The 18,658-nt window shown below is 70.4% G+C and carries 15 protein-coding genes; 7 read left to right on the top strand and 8 right to left on the bottom strand.

What is annotated here, in order from left to right:
- The first annotated feature begins 70 nt into the window (after positions 1 to 70).
- Complete coding sequence (locus FMP39_RS12340; RefSeq protein WP_141590102.1) at positions 71 to 1,033, top strand: SDR family oxidoreductase; 963 nt, start codon at positions 71 to 73, stop codon at positions 1,031 to 1,033.
- 2 nt (positions 1,034 to 1,035) lie between these two features.
- The gene (locus FMP39_RS12335) at positions 1,036 to 3,069 is read left to right on the top strand and encodes a lysophospholipid acyltransferase family protein (protein ID WP_141590101.1); all 2,034 of its coding nucleotides are present in this window, start codon (positions 1,036 to 1,038) and stop codon (positions 3,067 to 3,069) included.
- Positions 3,070 to 3,108: 39 nt separating this feature from the next.
- Here FMP39_RS12335 and FMP39_RS12330 read toward each other — a convergent pair whose 3' ends face one another.
- Complete coding sequence (locus tag FMP39_RS12330; RefSeq protein ID WP_011554038.1) at positions 3,109 to 3,984, bottom strand: GGDEF domain-containing protein; 876 nt, start codon at positions 3,982 to 3,984, stop codon at positions 3,109 to 3,111.
- A 92-nt stretch (positions 3,985 to 4,076) separates the two neighbouring features.
- Positions 4,077 to 6,686: a carboxypeptidase-like regulatory domain-containing protein gene (locus tag FMP39_RS12325; RefSeq protein ID WP_141590100.1), complete on the bottom strand. Its 2,610-nt coding sequence runs from the start codon at positions 6,684 to 6,686 to the stop codon at positions 4,077 to 4,079.
- A 179-nt stretch (positions 6,687 to 6,865) separates the two neighbouring features.
- On the opposite strand from FMP39_RS12325, the gene FMP39_RS12320 reads away from it, so the two are divergent.
- Positions 6,866 to 7,171 carry a DUF721 domain-containing protein gene (locus FMP39_RS12320; protein ID WP_141590099.1) on the top strand — a complete coding sequence of 102 codons (306 nt, stop codon included), beginning with the start codon at positions 6,866 to 6,868 and terminating at the stop codon, positions 7,169 to 7,171.
- Positions 7,168 to 8,682, top strand: a complete 1,515-nt coding sequence (locus tag FMP39_RS12315; protein ID WP_141590098.1) for a CAP domain-containing protein — start codon at positions 7,168 to 7,170, stop codon at positions 8,680 to 8,682. Before FMP39_RS12320 ends, FMP39_RS12315 begins: the two co-directional genes overlap by 4 nt.
- Positions 8,683 to 8,758: 76 nt before the next feature.
- Here FMP39_RS12315 and FMP39_RS12310 read toward each other — a convergent pair whose 3' ends face one another.
- The gene (locus FMP39_RS12310) at positions 8,759 to 8,992 is read right to left on the bottom strand and encodes a hypothetical protein (RefSeq protein ID WP_002636478.1); all 234 of its coding nucleotides are present in this window, start codon (positions 8,990 to 8,992) and stop codon (positions 8,759 to 8,761) included.
- Positions 8,993 to 9,351: 359 nt separating this feature from the next.
- Here FMP39_RS12310 and FMP39_RS12305 point away from each other — a divergent pair, with 359 nt between their 5' ends.
- Entirely contained in the window at positions 9,352 to 11,487 is a 2,136-nt protein-coding gene (locus FMP39_RS12305; RefSeq protein ID WP_141590097.1) for a transglycosylase SLT domain-containing protein, read from the top strand.
- Positions 11,488 to 11,540: 53 nt separating this feature from the next.
- Here the strand turns inward: FMP39_RS12305 and FMP39_RS12300 are convergent, their stop codons facing one another.
- A complete protein-coding gene (locus FMP39_RS12300; RefSeq protein ID WP_141590096.1) occupies positions 11,541 to 12,203 on the bottom strand; it encodes a glutathione S-transferase family protein in 663 nt (220 codons plus the stop codon).
- Between the two features lie 92 nt (positions 12,204 to 12,295).
- Here FMP39_RS12300 and FMP39_RS12295 point away from each other — a divergent pair, with 92 nt between their 5' ends.
- A complete protein-coding gene (locus FMP39_RS12295; protein WP_141590095.1) occupies positions 12,296 to 12,796 on the top strand; it encodes a helix-turn-helix domain-containing protein in 501 nt (166 codons plus the stop codon).
- Positions 12,797 to 12,843: 47 nt separating this feature from the next.
- Here FMP39_RS12295 and cmk read toward each other — a convergent pair whose 3' ends face one another.
- The 3 genes from cmk to FMP39_RS12280 are packed head-to-tail and all read right to left on the bottom strand — an operon-like array spanning position 12,844 to position 15,620.
- The gene (gene cmk / locus FMP39_RS12290) at positions 12,844 to 13,536 is read right to left on the bottom strand and encodes a (d)CMP kinase (RefSeq protein ID WP_141590094.1); all 693 of its coding nucleotides are present in this window, start codon (positions 13,534 to 13,536) and stop codon (positions 12,844 to 12,846) included.
- On the bottom strand, positions 13,533 to 14,624 hold the full coding sequence (hisC, locus tag FMP39_RS12285; protein WP_141590093.1) for a histidinol-phosphate transaminase: 1,092 nt from the start codon (positions 14,622 to 14,624) through the stop codon (positions 13,533 to 13,535). Before hisC ends, cmk begins: the two co-directional genes overlap by 4 nt.
- Positions 14,625 to 14,651: 27 nt before the next feature.
- Complete coding sequence (locus FMP39_RS12280; protein ID WP_011554047.1) at positions 14,652 to 15,620, bottom strand: acetyl-CoA carboxylase carboxyltransferase subunit alpha; 969 nt, start codon at positions 15,618 to 15,620, stop codon at positions 14,652 to 14,654.
- 71 nt (positions 15,621 to 15,691) lie between these two features.
- On the opposite strand from FMP39_RS12280, the gene FMP39_RS12275 reads away from it, so the two are divergent.
- The gene (locus tag FMP39_RS12275; RefSeq protein ID WP_228557921.1) at positions 15,692 to 16,378 is read left to right on the top strand and encodes a tetratricopeptide repeat protein; all 687 of its coding nucleotides are present in this window, start codon (positions 15,692 to 15,694) and stop codon (positions 16,376 to 16,378) included.
- 276 nt (positions 16,379 to 16,654) lie between these two features.
- Here FMP39_RS12275 and FMP39_RS12270 read toward each other — a convergent pair whose 3' ends face one another.
- Positions 16,655 to 18,622, bottom strand: coding sequence for an ArsA family ATPase (locus tag FMP39_RS12270; RefSeq protein WP_141590091.1), 1,968 nt, complete (start codon positions 18,620 to 18,622; stop codon positions 16,655 to 16,657).
- Between the last annotated feature and the right edge of the window lie 36 nt (positions 18,623 to 18,658).

The raw sequence follows: 18,658 nt of genomic DNA, 5'->3' as shown, positions 1-18,658 counted from the left end.
GTTGTCCAGCAACACAGCATGGGTGGCGGCTGACAATCCCAGGCGGCTGGGCTAACACGCGACACCGCGTATGGACGTGTCACGACCAGGCAAGGGACGGCTGCGCATCGCGGTAACGGGCGCGAGCGGCGACTATGGGCGGCTCCTGCTGTCTCGGCTGGACAGGGATCCCGACGTGGAGAGCATCCTCGTGCTCGACGTCGTCCGCCCGGAGGGCGACAAGGTGGAGTTCCACCGCGTGGACCTCACCCGGTACGATGCCGAGAGCGAGCTCACCGACGCGCTCACCGAGCGCCCCGTGGACGCGCTCTATCACCTGGCGTTCCTGTTCGGTCCCATCCGCAACGGCTCCCTGGCGCACGAGCTGGAAGTCATCGGCACGATGAACGTGCTGACGGCGGCGGGCCGCTCGCGGCTGCCCCGGCTGGTGGTGCCCTCCCTGACGGCCGTCTACGGCGCGCGCGGGAACAACCCCGCGATGCTGCGCGAGGACTCGGCGCTCCAGGGTTGCCCGCACAGTCGCTTCGTCACCGACAAGGTGGAGGTGGAAGGCCAGGTGCGCGCCTTCCGGGAGCGGCATCCGGACATGCGCGTGCTCGTGCTGCGCTTCGCGCCGGTACTCGGGCCCTCGGTGGACAACCCGGCCACGCGCTTCTTGAAGAATCCCGTGGTGCCCACGCTGATGGGCTTCGATCCGCTCTGGCAGGGGCTGCACGAAGACGACGCCGCCCGTGCCTTGCACCTGGCCCTGCGCGCGGACGCGTCCGGCGAGTTCAACATCGTGGGCCGCGGGGTGATGCCGATCTCCGGCCTCATTCAGCAGGCGGGCGCGCGGCCGCTCCCTCTGCCAGGGCCCTTGTTCCGGGCCGGCCTGCATACGTTGGACGCCGTGGGCGCGGGCACGTTGCCCGTGGCCCTGCTCGACTACATCCATTACTCATGGGTCGCGGATGGCGAACGCGCCGAGTCCGCACTCGGTTTCATCCCCCTCCACCATGTCAGAGACGCCGCTGCGGCGCTGAAGAGGAGCTAGTCATGGCCAAGGGTGTCCTTGGGAACGATCCCTTCAAGCGCGGCGCCGCGTCGCGCCCCACCGAATCCTCCACGCCGGGTGGCGAGGAAAAGGCCGCCGCCGCGGAGACGAAGAAGAAGCCGGGGCCTGGCGGGACGGCGTCCGCGAAGGGCGGTGGCAAGGCGGCTGCCGCGAAGTCGCGCAAGCATGAGGGCAAGAAGACGTCCGGGAAGGCCAAGGGAGGCAAGGCGGCCGGAGGCATGAAGGGCGCCGCCACGGATGCCCGGCCTCCGGCGCAGGCATCGGGGACGCATGCCCCCGCGCCGCAGGCCGAAAGGACTGAGGCAGCGGACGCCGCGACTCCGCAGGGCCGCGTACAGCCTACGAATGCCCCTGGGCCCCAAGCCCAGCGGCCCCCCGTGCACGGGGCAGCGGACGCCGCGCTTTCGCCGCGCGAACCCGCCCCGTCCCAGCAGGAGCGGACGCCGCAGGCTTCTGCCCACGACGCGGACGACGCCGTGCTTCCCCTGCGCGAGCCCGCGGTGTCCACGCCGCTCACGCTGGATTCACAAGCCCCCGGCCCGGTGAACGATGCCGGTGCCCCCACGCCGAAGCAGCGCGACGTGGACCTTGCCTTGGCGGAAGCCCTGGCCGCCGACGTGGCCGAAGCCACCGCCACCGCCGCGGTGGACGCGGCGCTGGGCGCGGAGGCCGGTCCCGACGCCGAGGTCGAGCGGCTCATGGCCACCGAGTTTGCGACCGAGCTGGCCGAAGCCGCGGTGGAGGAAGCGCTGGAGCGGGGCGCTCCTGCCCAGACTCTGGAACAAGAGCAGGAGCTCGCCGCCGCCGTGGCCGCGCAGGTCGCGGACAGCGCCGCACGGGCCGCCATCGACAAGGTGCGCGCGCTCCACGCCACACCGGATGCTCCGGCCGTCACCCGGTGGGAGCGGGAGACGCCGGTCCGCGTCGTGGTGACGGAAGAAGCGGACACGTCCGCGGTGGAGCCGGAAGTAGAGCTCCCGGATGCAACACGCGACGAGCTCCCTCCCAGCCGCAGGGGCCCGCTGTCGCTGGTGCCTCCGCCCGCCACGAACGCGGGTGAGTCGTCCTATCGGGAGTCCTTCTCTCCGGAGTCCGGACGGGGCGAGCCCGACGGCATCCGTCCCCTGGCGGAGCGCGCCGTGGCGGCCCTGTCCCTGGCGCGCGACATCGCCGGGCAGGCCCTGGCGAGCGAGAGTCTGGCCCGGGCGCTGCTCGCGATGGGCGGCCTGAAGGACATGCTCCGCGCCGGCCTGGGCACTGGCGGTGGCGCGAACCTGGACGAGTACGGCAAGGATCCGTCGCTCGTCGAGCGGCTGGAGCCCGTGCTCGAGTTCCTCTATTCGCAGTACTGGCGCGTGTCAGTGCAGGGCGTGGACCACGTGCCCCCGGGCGCGGCAATCCTGGTGGCCAACCATTCGGGCGCCCTGCCCTACGATGGGCTCGTCATGTCCATGGCCCTCACGCGTGAGCGCCCGGACCTGCGCGAGCCCCGCTGGCTGGTGGAGGACCAGATCTTCCACGCGCCGATGGTGGGCACCCTCTTCAACCGGCTCGGCGCCGTGCGGGCCTGCCCGGAGAACGCGCTGCGGCTCCTGGACGAGCATCGTCCGCTGGTCGTCTTCCCCGAGGGCTACCAGGCACTCAGCAAGCCTTTCGGTGAGCGTTACCGGCTGAAGCGCTTCGGCCGCGGCGGCTTCGTGAAGCTGGCGCTACGCACCGGCGCGCCCATCGTCCCGGTGGCCATCGTCGGCGCGGAGGAGACGTCACCGCTGCTGGGCCGCATCCCTGCCTCCTTCCTGGGACTGCCCTACGTGCCCCTCACGCCGCTGGGCCCCCTGCCCCTGCCGGCCAAGTGGAGCATCCGTTTCGGCGAACCCATTGGCGTCGAGGACCTCGCGCCCGAGGCGGCGGACGACCTGGGCGAGGTCCAGCACCTCACCGAGCGCACCCGTGAGGCCATCCAGAGCATGCTCCAGTCGCTGCTGCGCGAGCGCCGCTCCGTCTTCGCGGGCTGAAGCGGAAGCGCCTGGACAGGCACGGGGTGGGCTGGAGACTCAGCCCACCACGCGGTTGCGGCCGGACGTCTTCGCATCGAAGAGCTTCTCGTCGGCATCGCGCACCAGCTCCCCCGGCTCGCGGTGGTGCGGCTCCAACACCGCGAGGCCCACGGACACCGTGACGGGAATCACCTGCCGGTCGAACTCGAAGCGCTGCTTCTCCACCAGCCGGCGCACCTTCTCCGCGAGCTGACGCGTGCCGGACAGCGACACCTCCGGCAGCAGGATGGCGAACTCCTCGCCGCCGTAACGCGCGAACACGTCCTCACGGCGGATCTTCGTGCGCACCGTGGATGCGAGCTGCTTGAGCACCGAGTCCCCCGCCAGGTGCCCGTACTTGTCATTCACGGCCTTGAAGTGGTCGATGTCCAGCAGCACCAGCGACAGCATCCGCTCGTAGCGGCGGCTCCGCGAAATCTCCCGGTCCAGTTGCTCGTCGAAGTAGCGCCGGTTGTAGATCTGCGTGAGGCCGTCCATCGTGGTCAGACGATAGATTTCGTCGTGGTACGCGGCCTCGATGTTGCCGCCGGCGATGTACTTGAAGATGGTGCGGCCAATCTTCACGAGGTCGCCGTTGCGCAGCTCGCGCACCCCCTCCGCCAGCTCGTCGTTGACGAACGTGCCGTTGGTGGAGCCCAGGTCGCGGATGCGCACGCCCTCGCGCGAATTGGTGATGCTCGCGTGGTTGCGGCTGACCGACTCCTGGTCGATCTGGATGTCCGCCTTGGACGAGCGCCCGATGAGCGTCTCCTCGGACGTGAGGTCGAACTTGCGCCCCAGGTCCAAGCCGTAGATCACCACCAGCGCCGCGTCGAGGTTGACCGGCCGGTCGGAGATCTTCGAGATGACCGTGACGACCGTCTCCTTCTGCACCATGCCTCCCGGGACGACAACGCTACCACCCGGCAAATCAAGAAAGCGAGCCAGCGCACGAAAACCCAGATGGGTGTTCCCGCACTCGGGCCTCAGGGAATGTCGACCTTCCGGGTCGCGGTGACGAGCGGACGCAGGGGGTCACCCTCCAGGTCCACCAGGGTGGCCACCAGCAACACGCCCAGCCCCGAGCACGTCGACGGGAGCTGCAGCTCCACCTCGCCGCGTCCCGGTGCGATGGGGGCGGAGGCAAACAGCGCCTGGTCGTTGCAACCCGAGCCGCCCCGCATGCTGACGCGCACCTGGCCTTCGCCGCCAGAACCCGTGCCCAGCCGGAAGCCGGAGACGCTCACCCGCACCGCGCTGCCTCGGGCCAGCCGCTGCCCTTCCGCCTCCGGATGGCGCCACGTCACCTCCGGCCGGCCCAGGCTCAGCGTGGCGACGGCATCCGTCAGGTCCGCGAGCCGCTCCGCGCCCAGGCCCTCCGGGGCCACCAGGCGGGACGGGCCCAGCCCCACGCGCCGGTCCAGGCCCCGCACGCGCAGCGCCTCCACCTGGAGCTTCGCCCGCGTTTCCTGCAACACGCCGTCGAAGGTGCGGTCCTCGAACCCCAGCGGCGGCTGGGGAACGACGACGCCGTCGTCGGCATCGTCCGGGTCCATCAACACCGTCCAGCGGCGGCCGGCGCGGTTGGTGAACTCGGCGCGCACCACGCTGGCCCGTCCGTCCACCTGGGCCTGGAACTCGCGGCCGACGAGCTCGCCGCGGGGGTTCCCGTCGAAGTTGTAGCGAACGGACTCCGGAAGGGAGAGGAAGCTCAGCCCCGCGTCCACGGGCTGCACGCCGTCCGGGTCGAACTCCGGCCTGGGCAGGCTCGCCACGAGCGTGCTGGTCGCCACCGTGCCGTCCTCGGCCTGATTCCCTGACGTGGCGGACACCACCAGCCGGTACGGCAGTCCCTCCAGGCCCCGGTGCGTGGGCGCCATGCGCACGGGCACCAGCCCGGGCCGGCCCAGCCGCGCATCGGCGTCCGTGTTCGGATCGGCCGGCGCCGCGTTGGCCGCGGCGCCCAGCCCCAGCGGAACCATGCCCCGGCCGGGGACCGCCACGGTGGCCAGCACGTAGGCGCGGTCCAGGTGCGCGCCCCGGTACTGAGGCAGCGGCGGCACACGCACGGCGAAGGGGAACGACAGCCGTACGCCCGGCATTTCCCGCTCGAAAGGCAGCGCCTGCGCGTACTCCGCCGCGCGGGTGTCCGGCTCGCCGGTGAGGATGCCGGGCGTGGGCGCCAGGGTGAAGCGGGCGTCACGTGACAGCGCCGAGAAGAAGCGCGTCGAGCCGGGCAACAGCTGCCCCAGTTGCAGCAGCGGATCCGTCCCCGGCGCCAGGAGGTTGAGGGGGAGTTCCTTCAGGGGGAGCGCGCCCGTCAGCGCCCAGGCCGTCCGCGTCCCACAGGCGCCCGTGCGAATGGCCAGCTCCGCATCCAGCACGCCCGGTAGCGAGCCGTCACACACACCCGCCACGCCCGGGGCCGCGACGTCTGGAGCCGTGCTGCCCGTCAACCACAGTGCGCTGCCCGACGGCAGCGACAGGCGGTCCTGGCCGGTGCCCAAGGGGAGCGCCACCTCGTGCTCCGGGCCCAGGAAGGACTCGGGAGCCAGGTCGGAGGGGAGCCCCGGCACGGACAACCCCATCAGCCCCACGCGCAGCGAGACCGCCGTCGAGAAGGTCTCCGTCAACGTGGGGAATGGGCCCTTCACGCCGCCGAAGCGGTCCAAGGGGTTGCGGCGCAGGGCCATCCGCACGTCGCGGAACTGGCTCGCGTCGTGGCGCGCCAGCGTCAGGTAGCCGTAGTCGGAGTGGAAGGCGGAGAGCGCCACCTCACCTTCCGCGGGCACCCATGCGGCTCCGTCGGCGTTCGTCACCATGGTCGCCCCCAGGCCGCCGTCATCGGCGGACACCGCGACGACGGCCAGCGGCACCGGGCGCCCGGTCAGCGCGTCCACCACCAGCACGCGCACCCCACCCGGGGCCACTTCGGCGGGCAGCACGGTGACGCGCGCATGGCAGGAGACGTTGCCCACTCGGACCGCCAGCGCCGGGTGCTCCGAGGCGGGCTTGCCCAACACGACAGAGGCCTGGTGGCCGTCCCCGCCTCCGACCACGGAGGGAGACAACACCTCCCATGCCACGCCGTCACGCAACACCAACGGAGCGCCCGTCGATTCGCGCACCCACACGCGGAAGTCCACCGTCATGCCAGGGGTGCCCACGACGACGTCCGGCGTCACCTCGCAGGCGACAGCGCGGGTTTCGGACGGCGGCGAGCCACACGCGCCGTCTCGGCACACCGTGCCTGAGTCACAGTCCGTGTCGGCGGCACAGACAACGGGCACGCACCGGTTCATGTCGCATTGGCAGCCGGCGCCGCCTACCTCGTCACACGCGGCCAGCGCATGAGTGCCCCGCCGCGCCACGCCGCAATCCTCGCGCGTCAGGCAGGCGGGCTCGCAGCGCGAGGTGGCCGAGTCACAGAAGAAGAGCGAGGGGTTGGGGCAGTCCTGATCGACGGAACAGTAAGTCCCCTGGGGGATCGGACCCACGGGGCTGTCAGGTCCCATGTCCATGCCGCCGCAGCCGTTCAGGTACAGCAGGACACAGGCCAGGCAAGCCAGCACGAGGGGACGGGGGGGGTGATTCATACGGATGCGGCTCCGGGGGGACCGTCCGCGACCTTACAGGCAGGACGCGCGCTGCGCGACGGTACGCGGCGCCGGCCGCCGCACTTCGAGCCCCATCATAGCCGGTCCGCCCGCCGTGCGCCCCTCCTCCGCACGGGATGGTTGGCTTTCAGGGTTAACAGATCGATGATCGCCTCCTGATGGCTCGCAGTGAACCCAAGTCCCTGGAAAGTCTCCTTCCCCGCGTCCTGGCACGGCTGGCGGGAGAGTCGGGAAAGGGCCACGCGCTGGCGCCCGTGTGGGAGGCGGTGGTTGGTCCACACCTCGCGCGCCACACCACCCCTCAGGCCCTGAACGGAACCACCCTGGTGGTGGCGGTGACGGGCGCCCAGTGGGCCCAGTCGCTGGAGTCCGAAGCGGCCTCGCTCTGCGAGCAGCTCAACGCGCGGCTCGGCCCGGACACGGTGAAGTCCCTCTCCTTCACGTTCCAGGTGGCGCGCCGATGATGGCCTTGTTGGCGCTCATCACCGTCATGGCCGCCGCTCCGTCGGCGTCGGCCGAAATGGAACGCAGCGCCGCTCAGCACGTCAGCCGCGAATTCGAGCGCGTGGGACGGCGCGCCCCGGTGGAAGACCCGAAGCTGACCACCGCCGCGCGGCGGCTAGCACACGAGGCCCTCACCGACTACACCACCGGTGCGCCGGGCCTCTTCACCCTCACCTCCGCCGTCAGTGACGCGGGCGCGGCGGACCCCTCGCCGCGCGCGCTGGTCATCCGGGCGTGGGTGCCACGGCATGCTATCGAGACCTTCCTCGATCGCGACGACTTCAACAGCGAGCGCGCCTCACACTTCGGCGTGGGAGTGTCCGTCCTCGGCAAGCGCGCGGCGCTCGTCCTGCTGCTGGTGGACCGCAAGGCGGAGCTCCGGGACTTCCCGCGCCTCATCGCCAAGGGCGAGCGCTCGGCCATGACGCTCTGCGGCGCCCTGGTCCCACCGCTGCGGCGGGCAGAGGTGTACGTCACCCAGCCGAACGGCGGGGTGAGCCTCATGCCCGTCCAGAACCGGGGTGCGGGGGGCGGCTTCTGCAGCCGGCTCGCCTTCGCCACGCCGGGTACGTACACCGTGGAGGTGGTGGGACGCGCGGACGGCGGGCCGGAGGTGGCGGCGCTCTTCCTGGTGGACCAGGGCGAGCCCCGTAAGCACGCCGCCAGCGAGGACACCGCCGAGCCCACCACGCTGGAGGACGCCCGCCGGGCCGTCTACGAGCGCATCAACGCCCTCCGCCGCGCCCACGCGTTGCCCGAACTGTCCCCCGACGCCGTGCTGGAACAGGTGGCCCAGGACTACAGCGCGCGCATGTCGAAGGAGGGCTTCTTCGCCCACATCGCCCCGGACGGCTCCACGCTGACGAAGCGCCTGCCGGCGGGCGCACGCTACGTGCGCGCGGGAGAGAACCTGGGCCTGGCACCGGGGCCGCTGGCGGCCCACTTCGGCATTGAGCACAGCCCTGGACACCGGCGCAACGTGCTGGACCCGGGCTTCCGCTTCATGGGCGTGGGCGTGGCGTTCCACACGGTGAACGGGCGCCAGGAGGCCGTCCTCACCGAGGTCTTCACCGTCGCCCCGCCCGCTTCGCCGGAGCTGGCGGATCCGCAACAGGAGGCCTACGACGCCCTGAGCCGGCGACGCGCGTCCCGCAAGCTGCCGCCCCTGACGCGCAACGCCGCGCTCGAGTCACTGGCACGCGCCCACGCCAAGCGCGCGCTGGAGCTGGACCAGCCCTCGGCCCAGCCGGGTGAAGCCCCGGTGCACGACCGCGTCTTCGAGCTGCTGCCCGACGCGGGAACGGCGTCCGTGGACTTCTTCGTGGTGTCGGACCCCACGGCGATTCCGGAGTCCCGCAGCATGGCCGACGCCTCGAACAACCGCGTGGGCGTAGGCGTGGTGCGGGGAGACTCCCGCCGCTTCGGCACGAATCAATACTGGGTGGCCGTCATCTACGCGGCCGTCCCCTGACGTCCCGCACGGAGGCGCCGTGCGTGGTGGTGCCCCCGGTGTGTGTGGCCAGGGGCGTCAACGCCATGAACCCCGTTCAGACAGGCCGGCGCTGCGTGGCGTAGGCCTCGAGCCCCATCTGCGGCGGCGCCACCTGCTGATACATCGGACACTTCATGCAGGTGAACGACTGCCAACCTCGCCGGACGGCTTCATCCAGGCAGTTGTCATACTGATGACAGTTGAGGTTGCGGTGGGTCTCGACGCCGGCTCGCTTCGGCCCGGCTTCGGGGTTGATGGTTTGTGGCAGATCGGCTGGACACGGCTTCATGAAGCCCTCCCTCTGAACTGTTTCCCCCCCGAGCGCTGTGAACGAGCAGTGCTACCTGACGACAACGACTGGACCCGCCATGCAACGACGGACCGGAGTGGCGCTGAGCGGCGGCGCAAGGTAGTGATTCACTCCGGGTGACGCAATGGGTCGGCAGTTCCTACCCAAGTGCACGTAATCGCCAGGACGCTTTCAGCGAATGACATCGGGTGCTGAACAGTCTGGACTGACCCGACGCCGCGCGGATCTAGGACTTGTCGCGCCCGCTGTCAAACCACCCTCCCTGCGGGGCAAGGGGAATGATCGGTGTGTGCGTCTCGTTGGCAGGCCGCAAAGCCGCGTCGTGAAAGGAAGACCACATGAGTTGGAGTGGGTGGGTTGCGGGGGTGGTTGCGGGGATGTCGCTGGGACAGTCCCCCACGGCGCTTGAGGCCGTCCGCCTCCACAAGCCGGATGCGGCCGCCCTGGCGCGCGCGGAGCTGACGGCCTGCGCCGAGAAGAAGTGCGATGACGTGGGGCGGCTGGCGCTGCTCGCGGGGACGCTCGCCCTCTCTGACGGTCAGGCCGCCGAGGCAAGGGAGCTGTTGGCTGCCTGGCCCGCCCCTCCACTGCTGGCGCCGTACCACGCCTTCTACCTGGGCCAGGCCCGCTTCTACGCCGGGGACGCCGCGGGCGCGGCCGAGGACTTCGCGCGAGTACTGGAATCCAAGGCACCCGCGGAACTCGCGGCCCGTGCCCGAGCGCGGCTGGGTGAGTCACTGCTCAAGGCAGGCAAGCCCCAGGACGCGGCCCAGGTACTGGAAGCCGCCGCGAAGGCGTCGCCCACCGTGGAGCTGCTCTATCAGCGTGCCTTGGCGCGAGGCGGCTCCGGCAACCGCGCCGGGCAGCGCGCCGACATGATGACGGTGGCGCTGCGCTTCCCCACCCACCCCTACGGCGACGAGGCCATGGCGTGGCTGACGGACGGCAGCACGCCCCCGGTGAAGCTGGGCTACATCGAGCGCACCACCCGCGCGGAACGCTTCCTGGACGCGGGCGCGACGCAGCGCGGACTCGACGAGCTGGCGACGCTGGACAAGGTGAAGCTCGACAAGGCGCAGGCGGCCCGCGTGGCGCTATTGCGCGCGAGGGCCTGGTTCGCGCTGGGGCGGATGGAGGATGCGGAGAAGGCGCTCGCGCTGGCGCGCAAGGGCCCCGCCGCCGTCGCCGCTCAGGCGGACCTGCTGGTGGCTCGGCGCGCGCTCAAGGCGGACGACAACGCCAAGGCCCGAACGCTGATGGCAGCCCTGGACAAGAAGTACCCCTCGCAGCCCGCGGGTGATGAGGGCGCCTTCTTCGCGGGCTGGTTGGATTTGCAGGCCGGGCGCTTCGCGGACGCGGTGCAGGCCTTCACGGCTTTCGAAACGCGTTATCCGCGCTCACGCCGGCGCGACGAAGGCATGTGGTTCCGCGCGCTGGCCCACCTGCGTCAGGAGGAGTACGCGAAGGCCCGCGCCGCGTTGGACGCGTTCCTGACCGCCTACCCCAAGAGCAACATGGGGCCGCAGGCGCGCTACTGGATGGCGCGCAGCCGCGAGCTCGACGGCGCGAAGGCAGACACGCTGGGCCCCGCGTACGAGGCCGTCATCACCTCGGCGCCCGCGTCCTTCTACGCGCTGATGGCCAACGAGCGCCTCAAGGCGCTGAGCCTGAAGACGCCCGCGCACTTTCCACAGCCGCCCCAGGTGCTGAAGCTGCCCCGCCCGCCCGAGCTGGAGCTGGCGGTGGAGCTGACGCGCGCGGGCTTGTTCCGTGACGCGACGGTGGAGGTGGAAGCCCACGCGGCGCGGCTGCGCTCGGCGGACCAGGCCCTGCCCTTCGCGCACGCGCTGCTGGGACTGGGCGAGTACGGCCACGCCCACGCGGTGGCGGCGCGCCACCTGTGGGGACGGGCCTTCGGCGCGCGCGCTCCGGAGGCCCTGGCGCCCTTCTATCCTCGCGCCTTCGCCACCGCGGTGGAGGGCGCGGCGACGCAGCACCAGGTGGACCCCTACCTGGTGTGGGCCATCATGCGACGGGAGAGCGCCTTCCGGCCGGAGGTGATGAGCTTCGCCGATGCGCGAGGGCTGATGCAGATCATCCCCAAGACGGCGAACGCCATCGCGGAGAAGCTGAAGGAGCCCGTCCCCGCGCCCGCGGACCTCTTCTCCCCCGAGCGGAACATCCGCTATGGCGCCTGGTATCTGTCCCGGCTGATGGAGCGCTTTGGACACCCGGTGCTCGCGGCGGCCGCGTACAACGCGGGCCCAGGCTCGGCGGCGAAGTGGGTCCAGGAGCGGAGCTCGCTGCCACTGGACCTCTTCGTGGAGACCATCCCCTTCAAGGAGACGCGCGGCTACGTGAAGCAGGTGGTGGCGGACCTGTTCCTCTACCACTCCTTCTACGGCGACGGCACGGGGACGCTGAAGCTGCCGCTGCAGGTGCCCGCGCCGTCGAAGGAAGGTGTCAGCTTCTAGGCTCCGATTGAGGCGCCAGGCCCGCGAGACGACGCGCGGGCGCGCGCCGAGCGTCAATCCCGGTCTGGCGCGCCCAGGGGAAAGAGCGGCCGGAATCGCCGCGCCTCATTCACCGCGCGGGCGAAGGACGGGCGCGCAAGCAACCGCGAGCGGTAGGCGCGGAGCACGGGAAACGCATCGGAAATCTGGTGCGTCCAGTCCGCATAGAACAGCGAGGGCGCGGCCGCGCAGTCCGCCAGCGTGAAGTCCTCCCCAGGGGCGGCCCAGGTCCTGCCGGCGAGCTGCCCTTCGAGCCAGGCGTAGGCGACCTCCAGCTTCTTCACGGCCAGGGCCAATCCTTCCTGGCGCTTCACCGAATCCCCCGTCAGCGCGCCATCGACCGCGTGCTGCGCCGCGTTCATGACGTGCAGGTCGAAGAAGCGATCGAGAAAGCGCACGTCGAGCTCGGCCATCGGGTCCGCGGGCAACAGACGCACGGGCCCCGGATGTACGAGCTGCAGGTACTCGATGATGATGCTGGTCTCGGCGATGTCGCGCTCGCCATCCACCAGCAGCGGGAACTTGCGCAGCGGCCAGCGCCGCGACCACTCGGCCGAGTGCTGAGGTGTTTCCGGCCCGATACAGCGGAACTCGAAGGGCGTGCCGTTCTCGTACAACGCGATGAGGACCTTCTGCGTGTACGAAGAAAAGGGATGACCGTAGAGCACGAGTGACATCGGCGGACTCCTGTCGCAAACCACTTGCAGATTGCAAGCAGTCGAAACCCTATCCCTACCACTTGCACATCGCAAGGAGTAGCCTGGAGAGAATGGCCATGGCGCAGACAGGGCGATCCGGCTGCCCGATCAACCTGACGCTCGAACAGCTCGGCGACCGTTGGAGCCTGGTCGTCATCCGCGACGTCATGTTCGGAAACAGGCGCAGCTACGGCGAGCTGCTCGCGCAGAGCGAGGAACGCATCGCCTCGAACATCCTCGCGGACCGGCTGAAGCGCCTGACGGCGTCCGGCTTGCTGACGCGACGCGCGGATCCCACCCACCGGCAGAAATTCATCTACAGCCTGACGGAAGCGGCCATCCAGCTCGTGCCACTCCTGGCGCACATGGGCGCCTGGGGCCGCCGGCATACGCGCCCGAGCAAGGAGCTGTCCGTCCGCGCGGAGTTGCTGGAGAAGGGCGGCGCTCCGCTCTGGAACGCCTTCATGGAGGAGCTGCGCCACCTGCATCTCGGCGCGCCGCGGCCGGCGCGCTCGGTCTTCGGCGAGCTGCAGGCCGCCTACGAGAAGGCGCTGGCGAAGCGCTCCCGCTGAGCCCGGCGCGTCGTCCTCTGCGCCGGGCCAAGGTTCACCCACCCGCGCTAGGCGCGCTGCGCCATCCGGCGCAGGATTTCAGACTCCATCCCGTGCACCACCTCCGACAGGGGGATGCTGCTGGAGTCCACGTGCACCGCGTCCTCGGCGGCCTTCAGCGGCGCCACGGCGCGGGCGGAGTCGTCGCGGTCCCGCTTCGTCTGGTCCGCAAGGACGGCGTCCAGGCTGCTCTCCACGCCCTTCTGGAACAGCTCCTCGTAGCGGCGCCGGGCGCGCACCTCGGGGCTGGCCGCCAGGAAGAACTTCGCGTCCGCGTCCGGGAACACCACCGTGCCGATGTCACGGCCCTCCAGGATGGCGCCCTTCTCCGACTCCAGCGCCAGCCGCCGCTGGAGTTGCAGCAGGCCCGCGCGCACGACCGGCCGCCCGGACACCTGGGACGCCGCCATGGAGATGTCTGGCGTGCGAATCTCCCCGGACACGTCCTGGCCGCCCAGGAAGACGTGGTTCTCCTCCCCCACCACCTGGAAGTGGATGTGCACGCGGCCCAGCAGCTCGCCCAGGCCCGCGTCATCGTCGAAGGCAATGCCCTCACGCTGGGCCATCAAGGCCACGCAGCGGTAGATGGCGCCCGTGTCCACCAGCGAAAAGCCCAGCCGGCGCGCCAGCAGCTTGGACACCGAGGACTTGCCGGCGCCCGCGGGGCCGTCGATGGCGACGATGAAGGGCCGGGCGCTCATGACAGGATCTCTTTCAGCACCTGGACGCAGCGCGCGTTCTCCGCGGGCGTGCCCACGGAGATGCGCACATGGTTCGGGAACCCCTGCCCCGCGAAGGGCCGGACGATGATGCCCTTGCGCAGCAGCTGCTCGTACAGCGCCACCGCGGGACGGCCGAAGTCCACGAACACGAAGTTGGCGTGGCTGTGCGTGAGCGTGCCGCCCAGCTTCGGCAACTCCGTGGCGAAGTAGTCCAGACCCGCGCGGTTCATCTCACGCGTGCGGCGCACGTGCTCGGCGTCTTCCAGGGCCGCCAGACCCGCGGCCTGGGCCAGCACCGTCAGGTTGAAGGGCATGCGCGTGCGGTGCAGGTACGCCGCCAGCCGCGCATCCATGATGCCGTAGCCCAAGCGCACGCCCGCCAGCCCATGAATCTTGCTGAAGGTGCGCAGCGCCACCAGGTTCGGGTGCCGGCCGACCAGCGGCACGGCGCTGGTGTACTCGGGCCACTCGACGAACTCGAAGTAGGCCTCGTCGTGCACCACCAGCACCTCCGGCGGCACCGCGGCCAGGAAGCGCGTCAGGGCGTCGCGGCTGAACGCGGTGCCCGTGGGGTTGTCCGGGTTGGCCAGGAACACCATCCGCGTGCGCGGGGTGATGGCCTTCGCCATGGCCTCCAGGTCGTACTGGAAGCCCTCGCGCATGGGCACTTCCACGAAGGGCCGCCCATGGGCCTGCGCGGAGATGCGGTATGCGGAGAAGGAGCCCTGGCACAGGAGGATTTCGTCCTCCGGCGTGGTGAAGGTGCGGATGAGCAGCTCGATGAGCTCGTTGGAGCCGCTGCCCAGCACCACCTGCTCCGGCTTCACGTCCACGTGCGCGGCCAGCTTGCGCACCAGGTGGAAGGACGTGGCGTCGGGGTACAGGTGCGTCGCGCCAGAGATGTTCCGCATGGCCTCCACGGCGCGCGGGGAGGGCCCCAGTGGGTTTTCGTTCGAGGCCAGCTTGATGACACCCTTGAGGCCGAACTCACGCTCGGTCTCTTCAATGGGCTTGCCGGGCACGTACGGCTTGAGGGTCTCAACGTGGGTGGGGACGAGCGGTCGCATGGTGAAAAAGGCCCTGGAAACGTGGATTCAGCGTCCGGAGAACACACCGAGCGCGCGAAACTTCGCGTACCGGTCCTGGACCAGTTCATCGGGCGACAGCTCGGCGAGCTGTCCCAGATGCTTGCGCAGCGTCTTGCCCAGCGCCTCCGCCATCTTCGCGGGGTCACGGTGGGCGCCACCCGCGGGCTCGGCGATGGCCTCGTCGATGATCTTCATCTCCAGCAGGTCCTTCGCGGTGAGCCGCATCGCGTCCGCGGCCTTGTCCGCCTTGGCGGCGTCGCGGAACAGGATGGAGGCGCAGCCCTCCGGGGAGATGACGGAGTAGACGCTGTTCTGGAGCATCAGCACGCGGTTGCCCACGCCAATGGCCAGCGCGCCACCGGAGCCGCCCTCACCCACCACCGTGGAGATGATGGGCACGCGCAGCCGGCTCATGACCTCCAGGTTGACGGCGATGGCCTCGGCCTGCCCACGCTCCTCGGCGCCGATGCCCGGGTACGCGCCCGGCGTGTCGACGAAGGTGAGGATGGGCTTCTCGAAGCGCTCGGCCAGCTCCATGAGGCGGCGGGCCTTGCGGTAGCCCTCCGGGCGCGGCATGCCGAAGTTGCGCGCCATGTTCTCCTTGGTGTTGCGGCCCTTCTGGTGGCCCATCACCATCACCGGCTTGCCGTCGAAGCGCGCGAAGCCGCCGACGATGGACGGGTCCTCGCCAAAGGCCCGGTCACCGCACAGCTCGACGAAGTCGGTGAAGAGGTAGTGGACGTAGTCGAGGAAGTAGGGGCGGTTCGGGTGCCGGGACATCTGCACCACCTGCCACCGCGTCAGGTCGCTGAAGATCTCCGTCTGGAGCTTCTTCGCCTTCTTCTCGAGCTTGGAGATCTCCGAGGAGAAGTCCACCGTGCCGCTGGTGGAGAGGACCTTGAGCTCGTCGATCTTCTTTTCCAGCTCAATCAGGGGGCGCTCGAACTCGAGCACATAGCTGGTACCGGTTGCCATGGCGCGGAACTAGCACCAGGGTAAGGCGGCTTTCAACGCGCAAGCGTTTACGCACCCCTGTCTGGAGGCACATGCACCCCGCCCTGCCCCTGTTGCTCATGGCCCTCACGGGCGCCGCGTCCACCCCCAATGCTCGGGGACTGAACACCCAGGGCTTCCGACTGTACCAGGCGGGGCGCTACCCAGAGGCCCTGGAGCGCTTCCAGGCGTCCGCCCGGGAGTCCCCGGGCTATGCGCTGGCGCACTACAACCTGGCCGCCACCCTGGGGATGCTCCGCAAGCAGGGGAAGGTCTGCGAGTACAGCGCCCACCGGGACGTCATCGTCGAGCACCTCACCCAGGCGGTGAAGCTGGACGCCCGGCGGCTCACCCGCGCGAAGGAGGACGCGGACTTCACCCCCATCCGGGACACCCTGGGCTGGCAGAAGCTGCTGGGCCGCAGCCCGGCGAGGGAGGCGGATGTCCCCGTGTTGCTGCGCGAGGTGTCCTGGTTCGGCCCGGGTGTGGGCGTCTACGGCACCACCCAGGGGCTGCGCTTCGGCCCCTCCGGCAGGGTCACCCTGTGGACGAAGGAGGTGGGCGACGACGGGACGGCCCGCCAGAAGGAGACGCGGGGCCGCTACACGGTACGCGGCAGGCAGGTAACGCTCCGGTTGAGCGGCCGTGCGCCGCTGGAAGGCACACTGACGGAGACGGGCGCGCTCACCTTCCCCGGCCTGGAGACGTTCACCGACTCACCTTCGGAATGCGAGGCGTGAGCCCCCGCGGGCCTCCATGCCTTCCAGCCATCAGTCGCGGCGTGAGCCACGCTCGCTTTCAGATACGGCCCGCGCAACCCCCTTGGCACCCATGCCGCGCGTCGTCATGGTGCGCACGGGGGCAGGTGGGAAGGGATGATTCTTCGGGGTGGAATCAGGGCGTGAGGCGGATGTGGCGGCGGCCCCCTCTACTTCTGCACAACGGCCAGGACACTCCCGCCGGGTGAAACGATGCCCGGCAGGGCCCCCTTGGCTCGATTCTCAACGCGCCTGGACTCAGGCCGCCTTGGTCTTCGCGGCCGGCGGCGACAGCGCGTACCACGCCGTGCGGAAGGCCTTCAGCTCGCGCAGACCCGCCGGGTGACGGCCCAGGGCCGGCGCCATCGTCACGGGCAGGCCCAGCTTCTTCTCGATGGCCTTCGCCGCGTTGAGCTCCAGCTTGCGCCGGCTCTCACACTTGTCGCAGGTGGACTTGGGGCCCACGCGGTTGACGAGCACCCGCTCCACGGGGAGCTTCTTCTCCTTCAGGTACTCCACCAGCCGCTCGGTGCGGGCCGCGGCCAGCTCCTCGCCACGCGTGACGACCACGAAGCGCGCCTCGCTCGGGGAGGCCAGCGCGTCCTCGAAGCGCTTCACGTGCTTGATCATCCCGGCGATGTCGTCCGCCAGCTCGCCCAGGCCCTTGGCGCGGTGCTTGGTCAGTACCGCGTGCAGCGCGCCCAGCCACGTCTTGGCCGTCTCCGCCATTTCCACCACGCGTACGGACGTCACCACCGGCGCCGAGTCCACCACGATGCGCTTGAAGCGCTCCTGCACCAGCGCGTCCGTCAGGCAGGACAGCGCGGCCAGCTCGTCGATGCCCGGCGGTGCGCACTCCAGCAGGTTGCGCAGGTAGAGCAGATCCGAGGGCACCTCGCTGCCCGACCGGGGCGCGCCCTCGAAGGCCTTCTCCGCCTTCTCCTTCACCCGCTTGCGCAGGGCATTGAACCAGCCGGCGATGTCCAGCTCGCGCGCGTACAGGCCCTTGGTGCCCTTCACCTGCGTCTCCGTGTCCGTCAGGCGGCTCTGCAGCACGTCCGACAGCGAGTGCGCCGGATCCGTGGAGATGAGGAGCACCGGCCCCTCCTTCTCCGTCAGCGTCACCGCGGCGGCGGCGGCGCAGGAGCTCTTGCCCACCCCGCCCTGCCCCACGAAGAAGATGAGCCGCGTGGGCGGCAGCGGCGGCGCGGCGATGGGCGGCATGGACGGCGCGCGCACCAGCGCCGGAGGCCCTTCGGCCGCGGCGAACTCCAGCGCCTTGGTCTCCTTGCCAGCGGCCCAGGCCTTGGCGAACAGCGCCAAGCCATCCAGCCCGCGCGGCGCCACTTCACGCCGGCCCAGCAGGTGCACCGGCACCGTCTTGTCCAGCGCCTGGAACTTGCGGACGTGGGGGGCCTGTAGGCCGCGGCGGCCCTGGCACGCGGGACAGCCGTCCTTGTCTTCGATCTGATTGACGACGATCTCCGTCACCGGCAGCCCGCGCTCGCGAAGCTGGGCGAAGAGCATGCGCGTCTGCGCCTCGGGCACCGGCTCCGCCAGCGCCACCAGGTGGAAGGCCGTGCGCGTGGTGTCCTTCAGCAGCGCCAGCAGCTTCTCCGCCTTCTGCCCCACCTGCTCCAGGAAGCCGGGCGCCTCGGCCGCGGCGGCCGCCTTCTTGCCCTTCTTCGGCGGCGCCTCCGTCTTGTCCCCACCGGCCTTCACCAGGCCCAGGAACTTGCGCAGGCTCGTCGGCAGGTCGAACAGCCGCAGGGTGTGGCTGGTCGGCGCGGCGTCCACCACGATGCGGTCGAACTCCTCGCCCTCCAGCAGGTCCACCACGTGGAAGAGCGCCACCAGCTCCTCCAGTCCCGGCACGGCCTGCTGGTACAGCTTGCCCATGTCGTCTTCCGACACGTGCGTGCCCTTCGCCGCGGCCTTCGACAGCGCTGGCAGGTAGGAGGCCAGGAAGGGCTTCATGAGCGCTGCCGGCTCCACTTCCAGGCCGTACACGCCGCCGTCTCCCTTGCCCGGGACCAGCTTGGTCGCCTTGGCCGGGAGCTTCTTCTTCACCAGGTCCGACAGCGAGCGGACCGGGTCCAACGACACGAGCAGCACCCGCTCCTTGGGCGCATCCTCCGACAGCCTCAACGCATATGCCGCCGCGAGCGTGGTCTTACCTACCCCGCCTTTGCCGCCGAAGAAGTGAAGTACTCGCGCGTCGCTCATTGCGTTGTGGCCTTCCTTGTGCCCCCCCGCGGCACC

The organism is Myxococcus sp. AB056, assembly GCF_006547365.1.
GTDB classification, from domain to species: domain Bacteria; phylum Myxococcota; class Myxococcia; order Myxococcales; family Myxococcaceae; genus Myxococcus; species Myxococcus virescens.
Note: the sequence above shows the minus strand (reverse complement) of the source record. Positions and strands in the feature narration are given on the sequence as shown.